20 protein-coding genes are annotated in these 17,773 nt (G+C 54.4%); 11 read left to right on the forward strand and 9 right to left on the reverse strand.

Features of this window, described 5'->3' with window-relative positions:
- Positions 1–6 precede the first annotated feature (6 nt).
- The 3 genes from DS901_RS02945 to DS901_RS02955 form a co-directional block, all read right to left on the reverse strand.
- A complete protein-coding gene (locus DS901_RS02945) occupies positions 7–270 on the reverse strand; it encodes a hypothetical protein (protein ID WP_113775445.1) in 264 nt (87 codons plus the stop codon).
- A 156-nt stretch (positions 271–426) separates the two neighbouring features.
- The gene (locus DS901_RS02950) at positions 427–867 is read right to left on the reverse strand and encodes a DMT family transporter (RefSeq protein WP_113775446.1); all 441 of its coding nucleotides are present in this window, start codon (positions 865–867) and stop codon (positions 427–429) included.
- Positions 864–1,331 (reverse strand): DMT family transporter, encoded by a 468-nt coding sequence (locus DS901_RS02955; RefSeq protein ID WP_113775781.1) that lies wholly within the window; start codon positions 1,329–1,331, stop codon positions 864–866. Before DS901_RS02955 ends, DS901_RS02950 begins: the two co-directional genes overlap by 4 nt.
- Before the next feature lie 393 nt (positions 1,332–1,724).
- Here DS901_RS02955 and rpsD point away from each other — a divergent pair, with 393 nt between their 5' ends.
- The 3 genes from rpsD (at position 1,725) to DS901_RS02970 (ending at position 3,534) form a co-directional block, all read left to right on the forward strand.
- Positions 1,725–2,345, forward strand: a complete 621-nt coding sequence (gene rpsD / locus DS901_RS02960) for a 30S ribosomal protein S4 (protein ID WP_113775447.1) — start codon at positions 1,725–1,727, stop codon at positions 2,343–2,345.
- A gap of 126 nt (positions 2,346–2,471) precedes the next feature.
- Positions 2,472–2,969 carry a ClbS/DfsB family four-helix bundle protein gene (locus DS901_RS02965; protein WP_113775448.1) on the forward strand — a complete coding sequence of 166 codons (498 nt, stop codon included), beginning with the start codon at positions 2,472–2,474 and terminating at the stop codon, positions 2,967–2,969.
- A gap of 58 nt (positions 2,970–3,027) precedes the next feature.
- Positions 3,028–3,534, forward strand: a complete 507-nt coding sequence (locus tag DS901_RS02970) for a cell wall hydrolase (protein ID WP_404932331.1) — start codon at positions 3,028–3,030, stop codon at positions 3,532–3,534.
- Positions 3,535–3,546: 12 nt separating this feature from the next.
- Here the strand turns inward: DS901_RS02970 and DS901_RS02975 are convergent, their stop codons facing one another.
- Positions 3,547–4,023 (reverse strand): SRPBCC family protein, encoded by a 477-nt coding sequence (locus DS901_RS02975; protein ID WP_113775449.1) that lies wholly within the window; start codon positions 4,021–4,023, stop codon positions 3,547–3,549.
- Positions 4,020–4,352, reverse strand: a complete 333-nt coding sequence (locus tag DS901_RS02980; RefSeq protein ID WP_113775450.1) for an ArsR/SmtB family transcription factor — start codon at positions 4,350–4,352, stop codon at positions 4,020–4,022. Before DS901_RS02980 ends, DS901_RS02975 begins: the two co-directional genes overlap by 4 nt.
- 143 nt (positions 4,353–4,495) lie before the next feature.
- On the opposite strand from DS901_RS02980, the gene hisC reads away from it, so the two are divergent.
- From hisC to DS901_RS02995, 3 genes are read left to right on the forward strand one after another with little or no spacing between them, the layout of a single operon-like run.
- The gene (hisC, locus tag DS901_RS02985; RefSeq protein WP_113775451.1) at positions 4,496–5,584 is read left to right on the forward strand and encodes a histidinol-phosphate transaminase; all 1,089 of its coding nucleotides are present in this window, start codon (positions 4,496–4,498) and stop codon (positions 5,582–5,584) included.
- On the forward strand, positions 5,533–6,504 hold the full coding sequence (locus tag DS901_RS02990; RefSeq protein WP_113775452.1) for a prephenate/arogenate dehydrogenase family protein: 972 nt from the start codon (positions 5,533–5,535) through the stop codon (positions 6,502–6,504). Before hisC ends, DS901_RS02990 begins: the two co-directional genes overlap by 52 nt.
- A complete protein-coding gene (locus DS901_RS02995; RefSeq protein WP_258546636.1) occupies positions 6,501–7,247 on the forward strand; it encodes an extensin-like domain-containing protein in 747 nt (248 codons plus the stop codon). The genes DS901_RS02990 and DS901_RS02995 overlap by 4 nt, the downstream gene beginning before the upstream one ends.
- Here DS901_RS02995 and DS901_RS03000 read toward each other — a convergent pair.
- Positions 7,244–8,287, reverse strand: coding sequence for an aspartate-semialdehyde dehydrogenase (locus DS901_RS03000; protein WP_113775453.1), 1,044 nt, complete (start codon positions 8,285–8,287; stop codon positions 7,244–7,246). The genes DS901_RS02995 and DS901_RS03000 overlap by 4 nt on opposite strands.
- A 354-nt stretch (positions 8,288–8,641) precedes the next feature.
- Between DS901_RS03000 and DS901_RS03005 the strand changes: the two genes are divergently transcribed.
- The 4 genes from DS901_RS03005 (at position 8,642) to DS901_RS03020 (ending at position 13,457) form a co-directional block, all read left to right on the forward strand.
- Positions 8,642–8,911, forward strand: coding sequence for a hypothetical protein (locus tag DS901_RS03005; protein ID WP_147249838.1), 270 nt, complete (start codon positions 8,642–8,644; stop codon positions 8,909–8,911).
- 247 nt (positions 8,912–9,158) lie between these two features.
- Positions 9,159–12,080 carry an isoleucine--tRNA ligase gene (gene ileS / locus DS901_RS03010; protein ID WP_113775455.1) on the forward strand — a complete coding sequence of 974 codons (2,922 nt, stop codon included), beginning with the start codon at positions 9,159–9,161 and terminating at the stop codon, positions 12,078–12,080.
- An 88-nt stretch (positions 12,081–12,168) separates the two neighbouring features.
- On the forward strand, positions 12,169–12,687 hold the full coding sequence (locus tag DS901_RS03015; RefSeq protein ID WP_181820744.1) for a PadR family transcriptional regulator: 519 nt from the start codon (positions 12,169–12,171) through the stop codon (positions 12,685–12,687).
- The gene (locus DS901_RS03020) at positions 12,684–13,457 is read left to right on the forward strand and encodes a CPBP family intramembrane glutamic endopeptidase (protein WP_113775457.1); all 774 of its coding nucleotides are present in this window, start codon (positions 12,684–12,686) and stop codon (positions 13,455–13,457) included. The genes DS901_RS03015 and DS901_RS03020 overlap by 4 nt, the downstream gene beginning before the upstream one ends.
- Here DS901_RS03020 and DS901_RS03025 read toward each other — a convergent pair.
- Entirely contained in the window at positions 13,454–14,443 is a 990-nt protein-coding gene (locus DS901_RS03025) for an LLM class flavin-dependent oxidoreductase (RefSeq protein WP_113775458.1), read from the reverse strand. The genes DS901_RS03020 and DS901_RS03025 overlap by 4 nt on opposite strands.
- A 79-nt stretch (positions 14,444–14,522) precedes the next feature.
- Here DS901_RS03025 and DS901_RS03030 point away from each other — a divergent pair, with 79 nt between their 5' ends.
- On the forward strand, positions 14,523–14,981 hold the full coding sequence (locus DS901_RS03030; protein WP_113775459.1) for a methylated-DNA--[protein]-cysteine S-methyltransferase: 459 nt from the start codon (positions 14,523–14,525) through the stop codon (positions 14,979–14,981).
- A 116-nt stretch (positions 14,982–15,097) separates the two neighbouring features.
- On the opposite strand, the gene DS901_RS03035 is transcribed toward DS901_RS03030, so the two are convergent.
- Both DS901_RS03035 and DS901_RS03040 read right to left on the reverse strand, forming a co-directional pair.
- Positions 15,098–15,718: a hypothetical protein gene (locus DS901_RS03035; RefSeq protein WP_181820745.1), complete on the reverse strand. Its 621-nt coding sequence runs from the start codon at positions 15,716–15,718 to the stop codon at positions 15,098–15,100.
- 84 nt (positions 15,719–15,802) lie between these two features.
- The gene (locus DS901_RS03040; protein WP_113775461.1) at positions 15,803–17,719 is read right to left on the reverse strand and encodes an eCIS core domain-containing protein; all 1,917 of its coding nucleotides are present in this window, start codon (positions 17,717–17,719) and stop codon (positions 15,803–15,805) included.
- Positions 17,720–17,773: the final 54 nt, after the last annotated feature.

The raw sequence follows: 17,773 nt of genomic DNA on the forward strand, positions 1-17,773 counted from the left end.
ACAGGCTTAGCTGTCCATTTTTGCAGAAATTTCATCAAGTGATGTGCAAACGGCTTCGATGTCGTCAGCTTCGGCAGCAGCTGCGATCGCAGTCTGAAGCTCAGTTGAAATTTCCATCATCATTTCGGGGTCTGTTGCAGCCAAAGCTTGCATTCCGGTTGAGATTTCCATTGTCTTTTCTTGAATGGATGCTTCCGTGCACTCAGCAGATGCAGTTGTTGCGATTGATGCGAATGCGATAGCGGCTGAGATTTTTAACACGTTGTTCATTTTAGGTTTTTCCTATTTTAAGTTTCGAACAGTGGCTATCTGTTCCAAAAAATGAACGCTGTCCATAGGCATTTTTAGATTGGCAAAATGCCGCCTAAAATTCAACTTATAGGCGCATTTATTTCGCGCATCACGGATTTTTGATTGTACTTTTTATCACCCTTTTTTGCCGCGCTTTGTGGGGCTGCGTGCCACCCAAACCCCAACCAAAATGCACAAAATACCGATGACGCGCGCGGAGGTACTGCCGGGGGCTTTGAAAATAATATCGAGAAGTACCCCCGAAATCATCTGGCCCGCGATAATAAGCATCGCCGTATGCGCAGCGCCGATTCGTGGAATTAGCCAACTGCCGGCCGCGATAAACACGACGCCGATTGGGCCGCCCAGATAAGCCCACCATGGGGCGTTGCCGGGGGATCCGGCGAACAACCCGCCGACAGCCAGGGCAATACAAGTGATAAAGAAAAGCCCAACAAAATGGTTCCAAAATGATGATTCAAGCGCAGAGGTCGACAGCGCAAGTCTCCCGTTGATCTGCCGGCTAAGCCCAACCAACAGCCCTGCAAGGACTGCAAGTGCCGCATAGATCATCATGCGTCGCCCCCCAAAAAGATCAAAATCGAACTCCCGGCCAAGATCAGTGCGAGCGAAAGATAATCACGCTGTTTCGGCAGACGTTTGGGCAGGCCAAACAACCCGCGCACATCCGCAAAAAGGCTAAAGACGACTTGCCCCGCCAACCCCAGCGCAATGGTCCCTGAAAGCGCTAGCGCAGTGTTCATCGTCGCCGAGGTTAACATCACGGTCACGCCGCCTGAAATTCCGCCCAAATAGGCCCAAAGCGGCGGGCGGATAGGGGTGGCGCGTTTCGGGCGTAATATAATCAGAAGAAATAGCGCCACGCCGCTACCTGTCAGATGTGGCACCCATGATGCAAAAAACAGTGATCCATGGGCTGCGAGGGTCCCGTTGCATAAGACCATCAGGGTCAACAAGCCGCCGGCCCCAAAAGCCGCTGCAAAGTGGAAAAGTTGTGTACCGCGCGCCAAATCTGTCATTTGCACTGCATTGCGGTTTTGTACTGCAGGAGCAAGAGCAGATTGCGCGCATGTCGGGTTAAATAGAACCGCCACATGCGCGCCAAAATCGTAAACACAATACAGACTAATCAGAAACAAATTACTCGTTACGCATGGAAACTGACATTCATCAGTGCCATGAGCGGTTTTTAGCCCATCGATATGTTAAGAATTTGACGTAATTTGTGCATTCCTAAGACTCTGGTGTGCTCAATTCGGTCACAATTCGATTAGTCATTGACAGCAATCAGATCACCACTATAAGCGCGCTTTCATTGGTGTTGGTGGACCTCGCAAGAGGAACCCTGTCGTTCCGGCAAAATCCGGGAAAAAGGACAACGCCCTTCGCAAACTAAAGAAGGAGATCAGCGTATGACTAAACGTACCGCTGCCAAGTACAAAATTGACCGCCGGATGGGCGAAAACATCTGGGGTCGTCCGAAATCCCCAGTAAACCGTCGTGAATACGGCCCCGGCCAGCACGGTCAGCGCCGCAAAGGCAAACTTTCCGATTTCGGTACACAGCTGCGCGCAAAGCAAAAGCTAAAAGGTTACTATGGTGACCTGACCGAGAAACAGTTCCGCCGCATCTACGGCGAAGCCGAGCGTGTTAAAGGCGATACAGGTGAAAACCTCATCGGTCTGCTCGAGCGCCGCTTGGACGCTGTCGTTTACCGCGCGAAATTCGTGCCAACTGTTTTTGCCGCACGTCAGTTCGTGAACCACGGCCACGTCACAGTGAACGGTAAGAAAGTGAACATTCCTTCCTACCGTGTGAAAGAAGGCGACGTGATCGAAGTGCGTCAGAAGTCTAAGCAGTTGGAACTGGTTTTGGTTGCTTCACAACTGCCAGAGCGTGACGTTCCTGACTACATGGAAGTTGACCACTCCAAGATGGTAGCGACATTCGTACGCACACCAACTTTGGGCGATGTGCCTTACCCGGTCACAATGGAACCAAACCTCGTGGTCGAATTCTACGCCAAGAACTAATCGTTCTTGCAATTGCGATTTCAAAGGCCGCGCCATCTGGTGCGGCCTTTTGCGTTTTGCGGTTTGATCTACCACAAGGCCCCTATGTGCGTTTCGCGGTAAGGTTGCACTGGAAGGGAGCCCCCAATGGCCGCAACAACCAAAACAGCACTCCTTGAGATTTCACAAAAAGAATTCGCCAAGCTGTCAAAGCTTGTCGGTGCGATTGATGCCAATATGGCAATGAGGAAGGGTGATGAAGATACCTCAATCAAGGACGTTATCGCGCACCGCGCCCACTGGATCAGCCTATTCTTAGGGTGGTATGCAAACGGGCAAGCAGGAAAGGCTGTGTTCTTTCCCGCTGAAGGGTACAAGTGGAACGATCTAAAACGCTACAACGCCGATCTACGCCAGCGCCAGAGCGACCTAGACTGGAGTGGCGCGAAATCTGCGTTGGTATCGAGGTATGACGATTTGATTGTATTTATCACTTCGAAGTCCGAGGCAGAGCTTTACGGTGGTCCGATGAAAGGCGCCAATAACAAATGGACGCCGGGGCGCTGGGCTGAAGCGGCCGGACCGAGCCATTTTCGATCGGCTGCGAAATTCTTGCGCGCAGAATTACGTTCACGTGAACTCTAACTTGAGATCAATAAATTAGACGCGTATGCATGCGCAAAGGAGCGCAGATATGCAGCTAATGAGATCTAGAATGTTGCTCATCGGGGCCTGCGTCGCGGTGTGCGGTGTCGCAGGGTGTTCACGCGAACCGCAGGCCACGCGCGCCTCAGCGTCAGATATCGATTGTTTGGCGCGCGCGATGTATTTTGAAACAAACCGGTCCAGCCGCGATGGAATGGTTGCAGTGGGCAGCGTTGTGATGAACCGCGTGCAATCAGATGCATTCCCCGACAACGTATGCGCCGTTGTTGGTCAGCGAAATCAATTTGCACCGGGTGTGATGACCAAAGCGATGGACGGTCAGGGGCGGGCACTGGCAGAGATATCAGCGACAGCCGTGCTGGCGGGTGAACGGCACCCGCATGTCGCCAGCGCAAAGTTTTTCCATGCCGCGTGGTATGACGCCAACTACAACAATATTCACTATGTGGTCACAGCTGGCGGCAATGCTTTTTACGAAAAACGACGCCCCGAAAACGTGACGACCCCAGATCCGCTTCCACAAACCGAGGGCGTCACTGGCTAGCCGTGCTGAAAGCTAGTTGAATAGCGCAGCCAATTTGTCGAACGCTTGGTTCCAGCCGCCTTCGCCGGGTGATCCTGCAGGGACGCCAACATGCGTCATGGTCATGCGGGTCTGTCCATCGACTTCTTGTAATTCAACAATTACTTCTGTGACCTCTGGCGTGCCTTCGGGCATCCCCATGCTGGCGGGCGAGATCAGGTTGCCATCGGCGTCACACATGCTTTCGCTATAAACCAACCGATTTGGGGCCGCGATTTCCTTGTAAGTGCCAGTGAACCACATGGTCATTGTGCGCTCTGGCATCTTCATTTCCATACAGATTTTGCGGATGCCGCCGATAGTTACATCCATTTCGGCGACAGGAACCGTCATACCATTCGGGCCGTACCATTGGCTGAATTTGGCTGGATCCGTCCACATGTCCCACACGGCGTCAATGCTGGCGGTAAAATCGCGCGTGATCACGACTGAATTTTCTGCGTTCTTCATTTTTCATCCTCTGTATTTGCCATTAATTTGGCCATCATATCAAACCTGTCACCCCAAATATGCCGGTATTGATCGGCCCATGTTGCAATGGCTTCGATAGGGGCTCCATCGATCTTACAAGGGCGAAATTGCGCGTTGCGCCCGCGTGAAATGAAACCAGCATCTTCTAAAACGCGGATATGCTTTGAGACGGCTGGCAAGCTCATCTCAAACGGCTCTGCAAGTTCGTTTACTGTCGCTTCACCTGTGGCGAGCCGCGCAAGGATTGCGCGCCGCGTCGGATTGGCGAGCGCTGCAAACGCGCTATCAAGTTGGATGTGCTGATTCATGCTATCGTTAATAAACCAATATGTTAAATAAAGGGGGTGTTGCTGCGACTTTTTTGCCCATATTTCCAGTGCCCGCCCCTAGCGTCTGGTCACGCTGCATTCAGGGCGCTAGAAACGGGCAACTAAACAAAGGTGGGGGCACCATGGCAGACGATATTCAACCACAACCGGGTATTATGGATATTGCACTCTATGAAGGTGGTGTTTCGACGCTTGATGGAGTCACGAATGTGCTCAAGCTGTCGTCCAATGAAAACCCAGCGGGCCCAAGCGACGCGGCAAAGGAAGCGTTTTCGCGCGCCGTGCATCAGCTGCATCGCTACCCGTCGGCGGACCATTGTAAACTACGCACCGCAATTGGTGAGGTCTGGGATGTTGACCCAGACCGTGTGATTTGCGGCGTCGGGTCGGATGAGATCCTACATTTCATGTGCCAGTGTTATGTCGGCCCGGGCGATGAGGTGATACACACGGAACACGGGTTTGCGATCTACCGAATTGCGACACTTGCAGCAGGCGGCACGCCAGTTGAGGTACGTGAGCGTGAACGGACGACCGATGTAGATGCGATCCTGGCCGCTTGTACTGAGCGGACCAAACTCGTTTTTATCGCGAACCCCAATAACCCAACCGGCACAATGATCGGCCCAAGCGAATTGGCCCGGCTCGCCGAAGGGTTGCCACCGCAGGCTATCTTAGTGCTTGATGGGGCTTATGCCGAATACGTAGAGGCCTATGACGCGGGGCTGGCCCTGATCGAAGCGCGCGAGAACGTTGTGATGACGCGCACGTTTTCCAAGATCTACGGGCTTGGTGGCTTGCGCATTGGCTGGGGCTATGGCCCCCGTTCGGTTATTGATGTGATGAACCGTATTCGCGGACCGTTCAACATGTCTTCTGCGGCACTCGAAACTGCCGAAGCGGCCGTGCGTGATACCGATTACACCGAAAAATGCCGCGTCGAAAACGCACGTTTGCGCGAATGGATGGCAACAGCACTGGCTGAACTTGGCGTGCCTTCCGACACATCGACTGCAAATTTTGTGCTGGCGCGTTTTGCCGACACTGCCGAAGCACAAGCCTGCGATCAGGCGCTACGTGATGTGGGTATCATCGTGCGTCAAGTCGCGGGATATAAACTGCCGCATTGTTTGCGGATCACGGTGGGTGACGAAAGCGCATGTCGCCGTGTGGTCCATACGGTTGCCCAATTCAAAGGGGCCATCGCGTGACCCAGATTTACAATCGCGTTGCCCTGATTGGTCTGGGCTTGATTGCGTCTTCGATGTGCCACGCAATGCGCCGTGCTGGACTGGCTGGCGAAATTGTTGGCTATGCGCGATCTGCTGAAACGCGGGACGTTGCGCGCGAAATCAATCTTTGCGATACGATTTACGATTCCGCCGTTGAAGCCGTGAAAGACGCTGATTTGGTCGTGCTTTGCGTGCCCGTTGGGGCCATGGGTGCTGTTGCCGCTGAAATCGGGCCAGCGCTAAAGCAAGGTGCAACCGTCAGCGATGTTGGGTCCGTCAAGCGTACGGTCATTGATGCGGTGGCGCCGCATATCCCCAACGGCGTGCATTTCATTCCGGCCCACCCTTTGGCTGGGACTGAACACTCGGGGCCACGTTCCGGTTTTGCTGAACTCTTCGACAACCGTTTTTGCATCATCGTGCCTGTCGAAGGGGCGGACCGTGCAGCGGTTGATCGCGTGTCTGACCTTTGGCGCGGGATGGGCAGTAACGTTGATGAAATGGACCCGGATCACCACGATCTGGTGCTTGCCGTCACCAGCCACACGCCGCACCTAATTGCCTATACGATGGTCGGCGTCGCCGATGATCTGAGCCGCGTGACCGACAGTGAAGTCATTAAATATTCGGCGGCTGGTTTTCGCGACTTTACCCGCATCGCGGCGTCAGACCCGACCATGTGGCGCGACGTGTTTTTGAACAACAAGGACGCAACGCTTGAAATCTTGGGGCGCTTCACCGAAGAGCTCTTTGCGCTGCAACGTGCGATCCGCCAGGGTGACGGCGATCACTTGTTTGACTACTTTACACATACACGCGCGATCCGGCGGTCCATCGTCGAAGCGGGCCAAGATACTGATGCCCCTGATTTTGGACGTAGTCAGATCAAGTCAGAGTGATCCGCCTTGTGGCGTTCATGCTGGCCCTTTGGGCTAGCACAGCTTTCGCGCAGGGCTTTCCGCTTGTTGTGCCACCAGTGGTGGTCGCGACTGATACCCCGGTAATTCGCCCCGTCACGCGCCCACCCCCAAGTCCTTACGCCGTATTGGTTTCGTTGCGCCCCGCCGTCCGTCCCGCGTCAATCGAAGCGGCCGCTGAGGAACGCCGTCTTGCACGTTTGCGCGGACAGGTCTGCGGCGATATCGCGATTCAAGGGGATACGTTGGGCCGCGTTGAGGGCGCCGGTGCTTGTGGCGTGTCTGATGAGGTGCGCGTGCGGTCGGTGTCGGGCGTGGTCCTGCGCCCAGCCGCGACGATGGATTGTCGCACCGCTGCCGCGTTAAAAACATGGGTGAACCGTGGCGCAATCCCTGCGGTGCGGGCCGAAGGTGGCGGCGTTGCCAGCCTGCGCGTCGTGTCGCATTACGCCTGTCGCAACCGCAATAATTTTGCCACTGGCCGATTGTCCGAACATGCCTATGGGCGGGCAATTGATATCGCGGGGATCGGTTTGCAAGACGGGTCTGAGATCACAGTACTGTCTGGCTGGGGCACCGAAGATGATGGTGCGCAATTGCGGCAGATGTGGCGGGCGGCCTGCGGCCCCTTCGGGACCGTTCTTGGCCCCGAAGCAAACCGATTTCATGCAGATCATTTCCACTTTGATACCGCGCGGTATCGTAGCGGGTCTTATTGCCGTTAAACTGCAGCCTGTGCATGCAAGGCTTCGGCAATTTGTACGGCATTTTGCGCTGCCCCTTTTAGAAGCTGATCACCAACAATAAACATGGAGACAGTGCGCCCGGATGGATCACCAAGATCATCGCGGATGCGCCCGACAAGGACATCTTGTTCGCCTGACGCTTCTGATGGCATCGGAAAATGATTCGCTTCACGGTCATCGACAAGCCGAATACCGGGCGCGCCCACTAATGCGTGACGGATGCTGTCAATATTGACGTGTTCATCAAAACGGATCGACAAGGAAATCCCATGTGCGCGCAGAATCGGCACGCGGATGCAGGTCACACTGATCGGCAGTTGGGGTTGTGACAGAATGCGCCGGGTCTCGGCGATGACTTTCAATTCTTCACCGTTGTAACCGGTTTCAGGATCAATGTCAGAGTTATGACTAAACACGTTGAACGCATAAGAATGCGGAAGAATTTGCGGTTCAAAATCCTCGCCATTCAAATGCGCGCGGGTGCCTTCGCGCAGCTCTTCCATCATCTCGGCGCCGCCACCGGATGCGGCTTGATAGGTGGATAGCGATAGGCGGGTGATTGACCAGCGTTGATGTAGCGGGGCCAACGCAGTTGTCAAAATGGCTGCGATACAATTGGGGTTGGCGACAATGCGCGGGGCGGATTGTAGGGCTGCGCCGTTTGCCTCGGGGACGATCAAAGGCACATCGTCTTGCATACGGAAGGCCGATGAATTGTCGATCACCTGTGCGCCGGCCGCCACTGCGATGGGCGCGAACCTGCGCGAAATTGTAGCGCCCGCCGAAAAGAACGCGATATCGACGCCGTCAAAGCTGTCCTCTGTTAGCTCTTCTACCACAATCGATTGACCGCGAAATGACTGGCTGCGCCCGGCAGAACGGGCCGAGGCCAGCAAGCGTAAAGCGCCGACAACAAAGTTACGCTGTTCAAGGCTATGGATAAGCGCGAGGCCAACAGCGCCGGTTGCGCCGACAATCGCGACAACGGGTGCGGGGGCAGGGGGGACATGTGCATTCATGGGTGGTCTTCCTTTGGTGATTTCGGAAGACGGGGCTTAGCAATTCAAAACCCCGTCCGATCCGGCGGGGTTTTATTTGGCTTAGGTTAGATGCGATGCGCCCATGCCAAATATTCCCCCGCCTCAGCGGTGGTCATCTTTGTCATGGTTGTCGTCATCAAATTGGTCATGGCGGGCTGGGTAGCAATTAGCGGACATTCTGGCAAGCGTTATTCGGCGATTGCTTACGCATAGGCGGGGCGGTCTAAGGCGGCTTACCTATACAAAGGTATAGATTTACACGCATCGGGCGATTGCTTACCTCTTTATACACAGCTTCACGCTACTGCCGTAGTTTTTAAATGGGAAAAGAATATGTTGAAGAGTATGAAGGCGAACCTATCCGTAGCTGCGATAGCCTTTGGTTGTGCCGCCGGTTTATTGGCGATTAATGCAAATGCTGTAACCGCAGCAGAGCTACAAACAATTGTCTTGCAAACACATGACGGGCAATCTTCTATTTCAGGCGAACTTATTCGTTATGAAAACAACATATACATTCTACTGACCGAAGAAATGGGCCGGGTCCAAATTCACGCAGATACAGTTGTCTGCCACGGCGCGCTTTGCCCTGACCACGGGTAAGCGAAGTCACTATTCGTATGAAACAGACAGCAAACCCTTATGGGGGTTTGTGCAGACACATTCGGTGAACACCGCTCTTTACGCTTCTTCATGCGCTGCCTATAAGCAGCCCATGAAGTTGAGCATGATGATCATAGACATTATCTGCCCGGCGGTTTGATCAAACCAAACCAGCCGGGAAAAGGTGTCCGCCTATGCGCACCGCTCCTTACCTATATGTATTCCAGATATTCAAAGGACGCCCCACATGTGCGCCGAAACGACAGACTATAAAGACACGCTGAACTTGCCACGTACTGATTTTCCAATGCGGGCTGGATTGCCAAAACGCGAACCCGATTGGCTCGCGCGTTGGGCCCAAATCGGCGTTTACGACAAATTGCGCGCCAAGGCAGAAGGCCGCAAACCGTTCACCCTGCATGATGGCCCGCCCTATGCGAACGGTCACCTGCACATCGGCCACGCGCTGAATAAAATCTTGAAGGATATGGTTGTACGGTCGCACCAGATGATGGGGCGCGACGCGCGGTATATCCCCGGTTGGGACTGTCACGGGCTGCCGATTGAATGGAAAATCGAAGAACAGTATCGCAACAAAGGTCAGAACAAAGACGATGTTGATGTCGTCGATTTTCGCCAAGAATGCCGTAAATTCGCCCAAGGTTGGGTCGATGTGCAGCGCGAAGAATTCAAACGCTTGGGTGTCCAAGGCAACTGGGACGAGCCATATCTGACGATGAATTTCCACGCGGAAAAGACCATCGCAGAGGAATTCCAGAAATTCCTGATGAATGGCACACTTTATCAAGGGTCTAAGCCTGTGATGTGGTCGCCTGTTGAACAAACCGCGTTGGCTGAGGCTGAGGTGGAATATGCCGATAAAGAAAGCTTTGCGATCTGGGTGAAGTTCCCCGTGCGTGTAACGGGTAATGCTGCTCTTGAAGGGGCTAGCGTCGTTATCTGGACAACAACGCCTTGGACCATTCCGTCAAACAAAGCGGTCGTTTTCTCAGAGACGATTTCTTATGGCGTCTACGAAGTGTCTGACGCGCCCGAGGACAATTGGGTGCGTAAAGGCGAACGCTATATCCTTGCTGACAGACAAGCCGAAGCCGTGTTTGCAAAGGCCCGCATTGAGGCGTTCACGCGCGTCAGCGACGCGGGCGATATGACCGACACAACGCTGTCACACCCACTGGCCGGTGCCGAAGACGGCAACGGCGAATGGGACGATGCCCGCGATTTTCGCGCAGCCCCCTTTGTGACCGAGGATGAAGGCACCGGCTTTGTCCACTGTGCGCCATCGCATGGGATGGATGAATTTGAGTTCTACCGCGATCTTGGCATGCTAGAGCGGATGATTACTTACAACGTCATGGAAGACGGGTCTTTGCGGGCCGATCTGCCGTTCTTTGGTGGCACAAAAATCCTGCGCGACAAGGCCAACAAAAAGAACAAAAACAACCCGTGGGAAGGTGACGCCAATACGGCGATTATGTCCAAACTATCCGAAGTCGGTGGGTTGTTTGCGCGTGGTGTGATCAAGCACAGCTACCCGCATTCTTGGCGTTCCAAAGCGCCCGTAATCTACCGCAATACGCCGCAATGGTTTGCCGCCGTAGATCGCGCTGTCGGTGATGGCCAAGATACTTATGGCACGACGATCCGCGAACGCGCGTTGCGCTCTATCGACGAACTGGTGACATGGACCCCGCAAACGGGCCGTAACCGGCTTTATTCCATGATCGAAGCCCGCCCGGATTGGGTGTTGTCGCGTCAACGTGCGTGGGGCGTACCGCTGACCTGCTTTACCAAGAATGGCGCACTGCCCACGGATCCCGATTTCTTGCTACGCAACGCGGCGGTCAACGCACGTGTTCTGGCTGCCTTTGAAACGGATGGTGCCGATGCATGGTATGCGGAAGGAGCCAAAGCACGGTTCTTGGGCGATGACGTGGATCATGATGCCTATACCCAAGTGTTTGATATTTTGGATGTTTGGTTTGATTCTGGATCAACCCACGCATTCGTTCTGCGCGACCGCGCGGATGGGTCGGATGACGGGATGGCGGATGTCTATCTGGAAGGTACCGACCAGCACCGCGGTTGGTTCCATTCTTCCATGTTGCAGGCCTGCGGGACCATTGGGCACGCGCCGTACCGTGCGGTTGTGACCCACGCGTTTACACTTGATGCCAAAGGGGAAAAGATGTCCAAATCTTTGGGCAATACGATCGTACCGGAACAGGTGGTTAAACAATACGGCGCTGATATTTTGCGCCTGTGGGTGGCGACCACCGACTATAAACACGATCACCGCATCGGCGACGAAATCCTGAAAGGCGTGGCGGATAGCTATCGCCGCTTGCGCAATACGCTGCGGTTCATGCTGGGGTCCTTGGCTGACTTTACCGAAGCCGACCGGGTTGAACCCGCCGATATGCCAGAATTGGAACAGCTGATGCTGCACCGCATGTCCGAATTGGATGAACAGGTGCGCGCGGGCTATGCGAAATACGATTTTCAAGGGGTGTTCCAAGCGGTGTTTACCTTTGCGACGCTTGAACTCTCTGCTTTCTATTTCGATATCCGCAAAGATGCGCTCTATTGCGATGGTGACACGGACCGCCGCCGCGCGTCGCGCACGGTGCTGGATATCTTGTTCCACCGTTTGACCAAATGGCTCGCGCCGATGCTGACGTTTACAATGGAAGAAGTCTGGCTTGAACGGTTCCCGGGGGATGATAGCTCAATTCACCTTGAAGACTTTGCAGAGACACCAACCGCATGGCGCGACGATGCTTTGGCTGCAAAATGGTCGACTGTTCGTCAGGTGCGCCGGGTCGTGACGGGCGCGCTAGAGATTGAGCGCACCAACAAGGTCATCGGTGCCTCGCTTGAGGCAGCCCCAACGGTTTATGTGTCGGCTGATGTGGCTGGGGTGCTGGAAACAGTGAACTTTGACGACCTGTGCATCACCTCTGGTATCATCCTGTCAACCCAGACCGCGCCTGCGAACGCGTTTACCTTGGATGATGTCGCCGATGTGGCCGTGCTCTTTGCCCGTGCAGACGGCGAGAAATGCCAACGCTGCTGGAAGATCCTGCCTGACGTTGGAAGCTACAGTCATCCCGGCGTCTGCGGCCGCTGTAACGACGCGCTAAGCTAAACTAAGGAAACCCGGCCAAGCGTGCCGGGTTTTTTTACCTAATAGTATAGGACTTGTCATATAGGACTTATCCTATATGAGCCGGATCATGTCACTTCGTCACGCCATCCTCGGATTCTTATCCACTACACCGCTAAGCGGCTATGATCTGCGCAAGGCGATGGATGCCTCTGTGCAGCATTTTTGGCCTGCGGATCAGGCGCAGATTTACCGGACGTTGACGCGCTTGGTCGCTGAAGGGCTGGTGGATGTGCAAGAGGTTGATGGAGACACGCGCCAGCGCAAACTGCACTTCGCGACCGCCGCGGGATTGGCGGAACTTGACGATTGGCTGCGCACAATCCACCCCGTCGAAGATTCGCGCGAACCTTTCTTGATAAAAATGTTTTTTGGGGGCTGCATCGGTGCAGCGGATGTGTGCGCGCTTCTACTGGCCCGGCGGGGCGAGGCGGAGGCACTGCGCGCCACATTTCAGGGCATCGCGGCAAGTATCCCAGAGAGCGGGGACCTAAACACGGTGTTGCGCCGGGCCACGTTGCTTAGCGGATTGCGCCACGTCGAAGCGGAAATCCTATGGATCGATGAAACACTTGAGGCACTCAAATGAAGGCAAGCAAACGTAATATCGCGATCTATGTGACGGGCGCTTATGCGCTGTCGGTGTTGGGCTGCTTGTTTGTCGCTTGGGGGCATGACGTGGGTGGATTGGTCTTTGTCGTAAGCCCAATTCTTATGGCTGTGTTGTTGCGGGCCTTCGGCGGAGATGGGTGGAAAACCGCGGGGTTTCGCCCCGAATTCGCAGGTCACGCGTTCGATTACGCGTTGGCGCTTTTGGTGTTTCCTGCGTTGGTTGCCCTGTCGCTTGCTTTGGGGGCGGCGCTAGGCACGCTGACATTATCCGATGGGTTTGTGGCGCTGTATTTGCCGGCGATCTTGGCAATGCTGCCGATCACCATGCTATATGCAGTCTTCGAGGAATTCGGCTGGCGCGGCTATCTCGAACCGCAACTGGAAATCTTGGGTGTGCCAGATCTAAAACGGCATTTGCTCGTCGGATTGATTTGGACGATCTGGCATATTCCTTATTTGATGACATTTGAAAATGTCGCCGACATCCCGCTTTACCTGTTCATGCCGATCTATTTGATCGAGACACTTGCGATGGCAGTATGGTATGGCGTGTCGCGCAAACGCACCAACAGCGTCTGGCCTGCGGTAGTTGCGCATGGTGGCGCAAATGCGATAATGTGGCCGCTCGTTATGACCGCAGATTTGGTTATCATTCGTAACGGCCTTTGGATTTCTCCGCGACCGGATGCAACGTTGTCGATGTGTCTGTTAATTGCGGTAGCCGCGTTCATCTGGTATCGTCGCTAGGGCGCGCGCAAATCTGTCAACACTTGCGCTGCAATCTCGAACGATCTTAGTCGCGCTGTGTGATCATGGATCATGCCCGTAACCATCAATTCATCAGGTTGATATGTTTCGATAAGCGCGTGCAACTGCGCCCGAAGCCTATCCGGCCCACCTGTTGCCGAACATCCAAGCGCGGCGTTCACCTGTGCCAAAACAGGGGGCGCGACCTGCGCAGGCAGATCGTCGACCGGATAAGGAAGTTTGCCGGGTTTGCCCGCAATGAGCCGCGCAAATGCCAGCTGCTGTGAGGTGCGCAAGTAATGTGCTTGGGCGTCAGTATCGGCAGCGCAAGCCCCTGCGGCCATCATGACATAGGGGCGTTCCAAGAATTCCGACGGCTGGAATGACTGGCGGTAGGTGGCGAGCGCATCTGCCAGCATTGCAGGCGCGAAATGTGATGCAAACGCGTAAGGCAACCCCAATTGCGCGGCGAGCTGCGCGCCATAAAGACTGGACCCCAATATCCAAATCGGGACCTGCGTGCCTTTCCCCGGCACTGCTTGAACCGGTGTTGGCGCCGCTCCCAAATAGGCGATCAATTCCTGCACATCTTGTGGGAAACTCTCCTCTGGTGTCATATGGCGGCGCAGCGCGCGGGCGGTCTTCATATCGGTGCCGGGTGCACGCCCAAGACCAAGATCGATCCGGTCCGGGTAAAGTGTGGCCAAAGTGCCGAACTGTTCGGCGATGATCAGCGGTGCATGATTAGGCAGCATCACGCCCCCTGCACCAACGCGGATTGTCTTGGTCGCACCTGCAACATGGCCGATCACGACAGAGGTTGCCGCTGACGCGATGCCGGGCATGTTGTGGTGTTCGGCCAACCAGTACCGATGGTAGCCCGCCTTTTCGGCCAATTGCGCAAGCGCGACTGTGTTTGCAAGCGCCTCCGCCGTGGTCTTACCCTCGGGCACGGGGGACAGGTCAAGTAGAGAAAACTGCTGCATAAGGTACTCCTTAATCTGTACCTAAGCCCGCCGTCGATGTTATCAAGGCGTGGGTCGCGGCGACCCAAAGGAAACTAATATGAGCGGGTTGATTTGTGAAACCTCGCCTGTCGGCGCGCTGGGTGTCGACGCGGAGGATGGCGCGATTACTGCGCTGTATTGGGGGCGGGCGGGGACGCTGAGAAAGGGGCCGCTTTATGATCAAACACGCGCCGAAATGGCTGCATATTTTGCCGGTAAGTTGACTGAATTTACCGTGCCCCTCGCACCACGCGGGACGCCGTTTCAGCACGCTTTCTACGCAGCTTTATGTGCCATCCCCTACGGCGAAACACAGACCTACGGAGACTTAGCCAAATCGCTGAGTGTCTCTGCCCAAGCCATCGGACAAGCCTGCGGCGCCAACCCAATCGCAATCTTGATCCCTTGTCACCGGGTCTTGGGGGCGACAGGGTTAGGTGGGTTTTCAGGCGCAGGTGGGGTGGAGGCGAAAGTGGCGATATTGCGGTTGGAAGGGGCGGCTGGGCTGTTGATTTGATCGGGCTTTGAGGCCGGTCGGCTGCGTTAATAGCAACTATGGCACCTATTTTGAGATGATGTTGCAAAGTTCAGTGATAAGCGCCGTAGATCAATGAGATGAATCAATGGCTTGTCCTAGCAATCTGTTAGGTTTGGGACGTATACGGCGCGAGGCGACGACAACATGCTGACGAGACCCTTCTTGATGCGCTGTCGATCTCGGGCCAATGCATCACCTAAGTCCCGTCTGATTTCGGTTGCGATACCTTTTTCGTCCATCCGCGCCGCTAATACGCTTTCGTCCAGATTCCGTTCGGTTTGGCTTAGCCATCCGAGTAGATTGTGCCGAACGGTCTCCGTCGGGTTTCCAAGCAATCCAACAACTCGCTCGGCATCATTCGCTTTGAGGAATGGCCGGATCGCAATCGATGCCCGATCGGCGGCAATTGCGACCTTGTCTTCGATGACGGCGATCAATTCATCGGCGATGGCAAGCCGATCGGGTTCGGTCAAGTCGGTAATATTCAAATCGGTAAGCCCGACCGTCGCCGCCAACACCAAGTAGTTGGTTGTGCGTTCGCAAAGACCCTTATGAATTAGTGGTAATCTGATGTCCGCTGGAACCAATGATGGGTAAAAAAGTAGGTTTGACACGGCTTGTATATCTGCCCACTGCTGAACGACCAAACGTATGTGATCTTCCTGCTCCGGCGTCAATTCAGTGAGGTCTGCTCGCAAATTTGCCAGATTATCCAAGTGTTTTTCGTCTAGGAACGTTTTTAAATTACCACTCATTGGCGTTCTTTACTCTCACTACCTTGAACTCAGCTACACGCATCATCAACCGGACATGAATTTCATAACATGTTGGATAATGCGAATCTCTGGCGTCATTTCGGGACGTTCCTCGCCCTTTGGCAATCCGTCCAGGTTCTTGTTTCCTTCTTTGTACCGCTCATCCAGATCGCCCTTGCCACGATCCAAGAGCGCTACCCCAGTCAAATCGTAACCTATGTTCTTCAGCGCGGCAGAAGCGTTGGCGTTGTTTACCGAGGAGTCGACCCTGTAGTGGCCACTTCCGTTGTCCAGCCAAACAAGCTTACCGCCCGAAATAACGAAATTGCCTGCGGCAACAACCGCGCCAAGTGATGCCAGTTGCGAATGCGGTATGAATTGGAAGAAGTTTTTCGCGACGCCCCCCTCTCCAACAAAGTTCGCAGCAGCCATGTACCTAACTCGCAAAGAGGGATCGATTGTGTACATGTATGAACCGTCGCCCAAGACTTGACCATTTGCACCGATTACGTCGTTCTCACCATCCTTGGGGGATAGCAGGGCGAGGAAATTAAAGCTGACGTTAGGGTCAACTTGCTTGCCTTCTGTCCGATGGGCCATGTTTTCATACCAATCGACAAGCTTGTGGCCGACATCCAGATCCTTGAAAATTACCTTGAGTTTTTTGGAGTAGCCGCCCGATTTGAACGCAGATGTTGTACTAAAAAAGCTCAGTGCGCTATTCAGGGTTTTCTCGGTCTTTATATAGTCAGGTACTTCCATTGTACCAATTGAATCTGGATTGTCCTGAAGGTCAAACTCGTGAACCAAGTCTTTGGTTTCACGTAAGGTGACGCCGTTCAAACCCTTGCCGAGGATGTAACAGAGGCCATAAAAACCCGTCTGGGTAAGCTTTCCCGCTCTTACTGCGCTGACGGCTGCAGCCTGCCATTGATCCTGACCAATCGTGTTAAATAGATGATCTGGACTATCGGCCAACAGCGGCACATATTCGTCGTGGCTGACGTCTGTATTAAAACTAGGATACTTTTTGCAGAGTTTCGAAATGAAGGAAAAGGCGTTTCCGACATCGTTCCAAGCTTCTCTTCCCGTCGGTCCGTCTTTTGTAGTCCCCGCCCAATCTTCAAACTGATTGACGATTAACTCCAGTAGAAGCCCGACGCGTCTCCATTCTTTCGTCTCATCGTCGGCCCGACTTTTTAGTTCAGCCACAAGTTGTGGTATGGTGGTTACTCCTCCCTGCTTCTGATGAAATTCGATAACAGACTTGAAGTTGCCATAGTCCTGATCGCCATGCCGGTATTGAAATAGCTGCTTCAATTTTTCTAAAGCTGCGTCATCAAGCGGCTCTCCCCATCCATCTGCTAACTTTAGCTGCATAGGCATGGTCCCACGGGTGTGTACCTTGCTGACGTCAGCGTTTGGGACGGTTTTTAGTTGGGCGGCCTTCGCCCCCATCACATCGGCTTCTCTTTCCAGCCCCACATCGTCATTCACCGCCACGCCTTTCAGTTGCATGGTTGGCTTTACTCGGCCTTGTGCCTGTTGCACCACATGCCAAGCCTCGTGCGGGAGGTGCTTTTCTTGGCCGGGGCCAAGGTGGATGTTGCTGCCTTGCGCATAGGCGTGCGCTTGAACGGTGGCGGGTTTGTCAGAATTGCGGTGGACGCGTACGTGGTCCATCGACATGCCCGAAAGGTTTTCGATCCCGGATTTCAGGTTGTCCGGCAGCCCGGTATTGTTTGCCTTCGGCGCGGGTGCTTCGGCGCGTTGTATGAATTTTGCTTGAAATTCAGCGTCCTCTGCCCGCTGAACAGTAGGGCGGGAATCGGCCATCAGTTGGAGTTCTGTGAGTGATTGGGAAGCTGCGCTGTCATCTGCCGCGCGCTGCAACGGTCCGCCAGTTTTGGGTGCGCGCGGCCGCGCGGCACGTTGAGGCGCTATCTGCTTTTGGGTTTTCATCAAAATATCTCTCAATCCGAGAAGTCGTATAATAATTATGCAACTATAGCACGA

It is taken from the genome of Loktanella sp. D2R18 (assembly GCF_003318235.1).
In the GTDB taxonomy this organism is placed as follows: Bacteria; Pseudomonadota; Alphaproteobacteria; order Rhodobacterales; family Rhodobacteraceae; genus Yoonia.

What these genes read in the sequence shown, in the direction of transcription:
- DS901_RS02975 (WP_113775449.1), bottom strand. Translation starts at nt 4,023, where the DNA reads ATGAAGAACGCAGAAAATTCAGTCGTGATCACGCGCGATTTTACCGCC.
- DS901_RS03005 (WP_147249838.1), top strand. Translation starts at nt 8,642, where the DNA reads ATGTTGAAGAGTATGAAGGCGAACCTATCCGTAGCTGCGATAGCCTTT.
- DS901_RS03030 (WP_113775459.1), top strand. Translation starts at nt 14,523, where the DNA reads ATGAGCGGGTTGATTTGTGAAACCTCGCCTGTCGGCGCGCTGGGTGTC.
- hisC (WP_113775451.1), top strand. Translation starts at nt 4,496, where the DNA reads ATGGCAGACGATATTCAACCACAACCGGGTATTATGGATATTGCACTC.
- DS901_RS03040 (WP_113775461.1), bottom strand. Translation starts at nt 17,719, where the DNA reads ATGAAAACCCAAAAGCAGATAGCGCCTCAACGTGCCGCGCGGCCGCGC.
- rpsD (WP_113775447.1), top strand. Translation starts at nt 1,725, where the DNA reads ATGACTAAACGTACCGCTGCCAAGTACAAAATTGACCGCCGGATGGGC.
- DS901_RS02945 (WP_113775445.1), bottom strand. Translation starts at nt 270, where the DNA reads ATGAACAACGTGTTAAAAATCTCAGCCGCTATCGCATTCGCATCAATC.
- DS901_RS03015 (WP_181820744.1), top strand. Translation starts at nt 12,169, where the DNA reads ATGTCACTTCGTCACGCCATCCTCGGATTCTTATCCACTACACCGCTA.
- DS901_RS02980 (WP_113775450.1), bottom strand. Translation starts at nt 4,352, where the DNA reads ATGAATCAGCACATCCAACTTGATAGCGCGTTTGCAGCGCTCGCCAAT.
- ileS (WP_113775455.1), top strand. Translation starts at nt 9,159, where the DNA reads ATGTGCGCCGAAACGACAGACTATAAAGACACGCTGAACTTGCCACGT.
- DS901_RS02955 (WP_113775781.1), bottom strand. Translation starts at nt 1,331, where the DNA reads ATGACAGATTTGGCGCGCGGTACACAACTTTTCCACTTTGCAGCGGCT.
- DS901_RS02970 (WP_404932331.1), top strand. Translation starts at nt 3,028, where the DNA reads ATGAGATCTAGAATGTTGCTCATCGGGGCCTGCGTCGCGGTGTGCGGT.
- DS901_RS02990 (WP_113775452.1), top strand. Translation starts at nt 5,533, where the DNA reads ATGTCGCCGTGTGGTCCATACGGTTGCCCAATTCAAAGGGGCCATCGC.
- DS901_RS03020 (WP_113775457.1), top strand. Translation starts at nt 12,684, where the DNA reads ATGAAGGCAAGCAAACGTAATATCGCGATCTATGTGACGGGCGCTTAT.
- DS901_RS02965 (WP_113775448.1), top strand. Translation starts at nt 2,472, where the DNA reads ATGGCCGCAACAACCAAAACAGCACTCCTTGAGATTTCACAAAAAGAA.
- DS901_RS03000 (WP_113775453.1), bottom strand. Translation starts at nt 8,287, where the DNA reads ATGAATGCACATGTCCCCCCTGCCCCCGCACCCGTTGTCGCGATTGTC.
- DS901_RS03025 (WP_113775458.1), bottom strand. Translation starts at nt 14,443, where the DNA reads ATGCAGCAGTTTTCTCTACTTGACCTGTCCCCCGTGCCCGAGGGTAAG.
- DS901_RS02950 (WP_113775446.1), bottom strand. Translation starts at nt 867, where the DNA reads ATGATGATCTATGCGGCACTTGCAGTCCTTGCAGGGCTGTTGGTTGGG.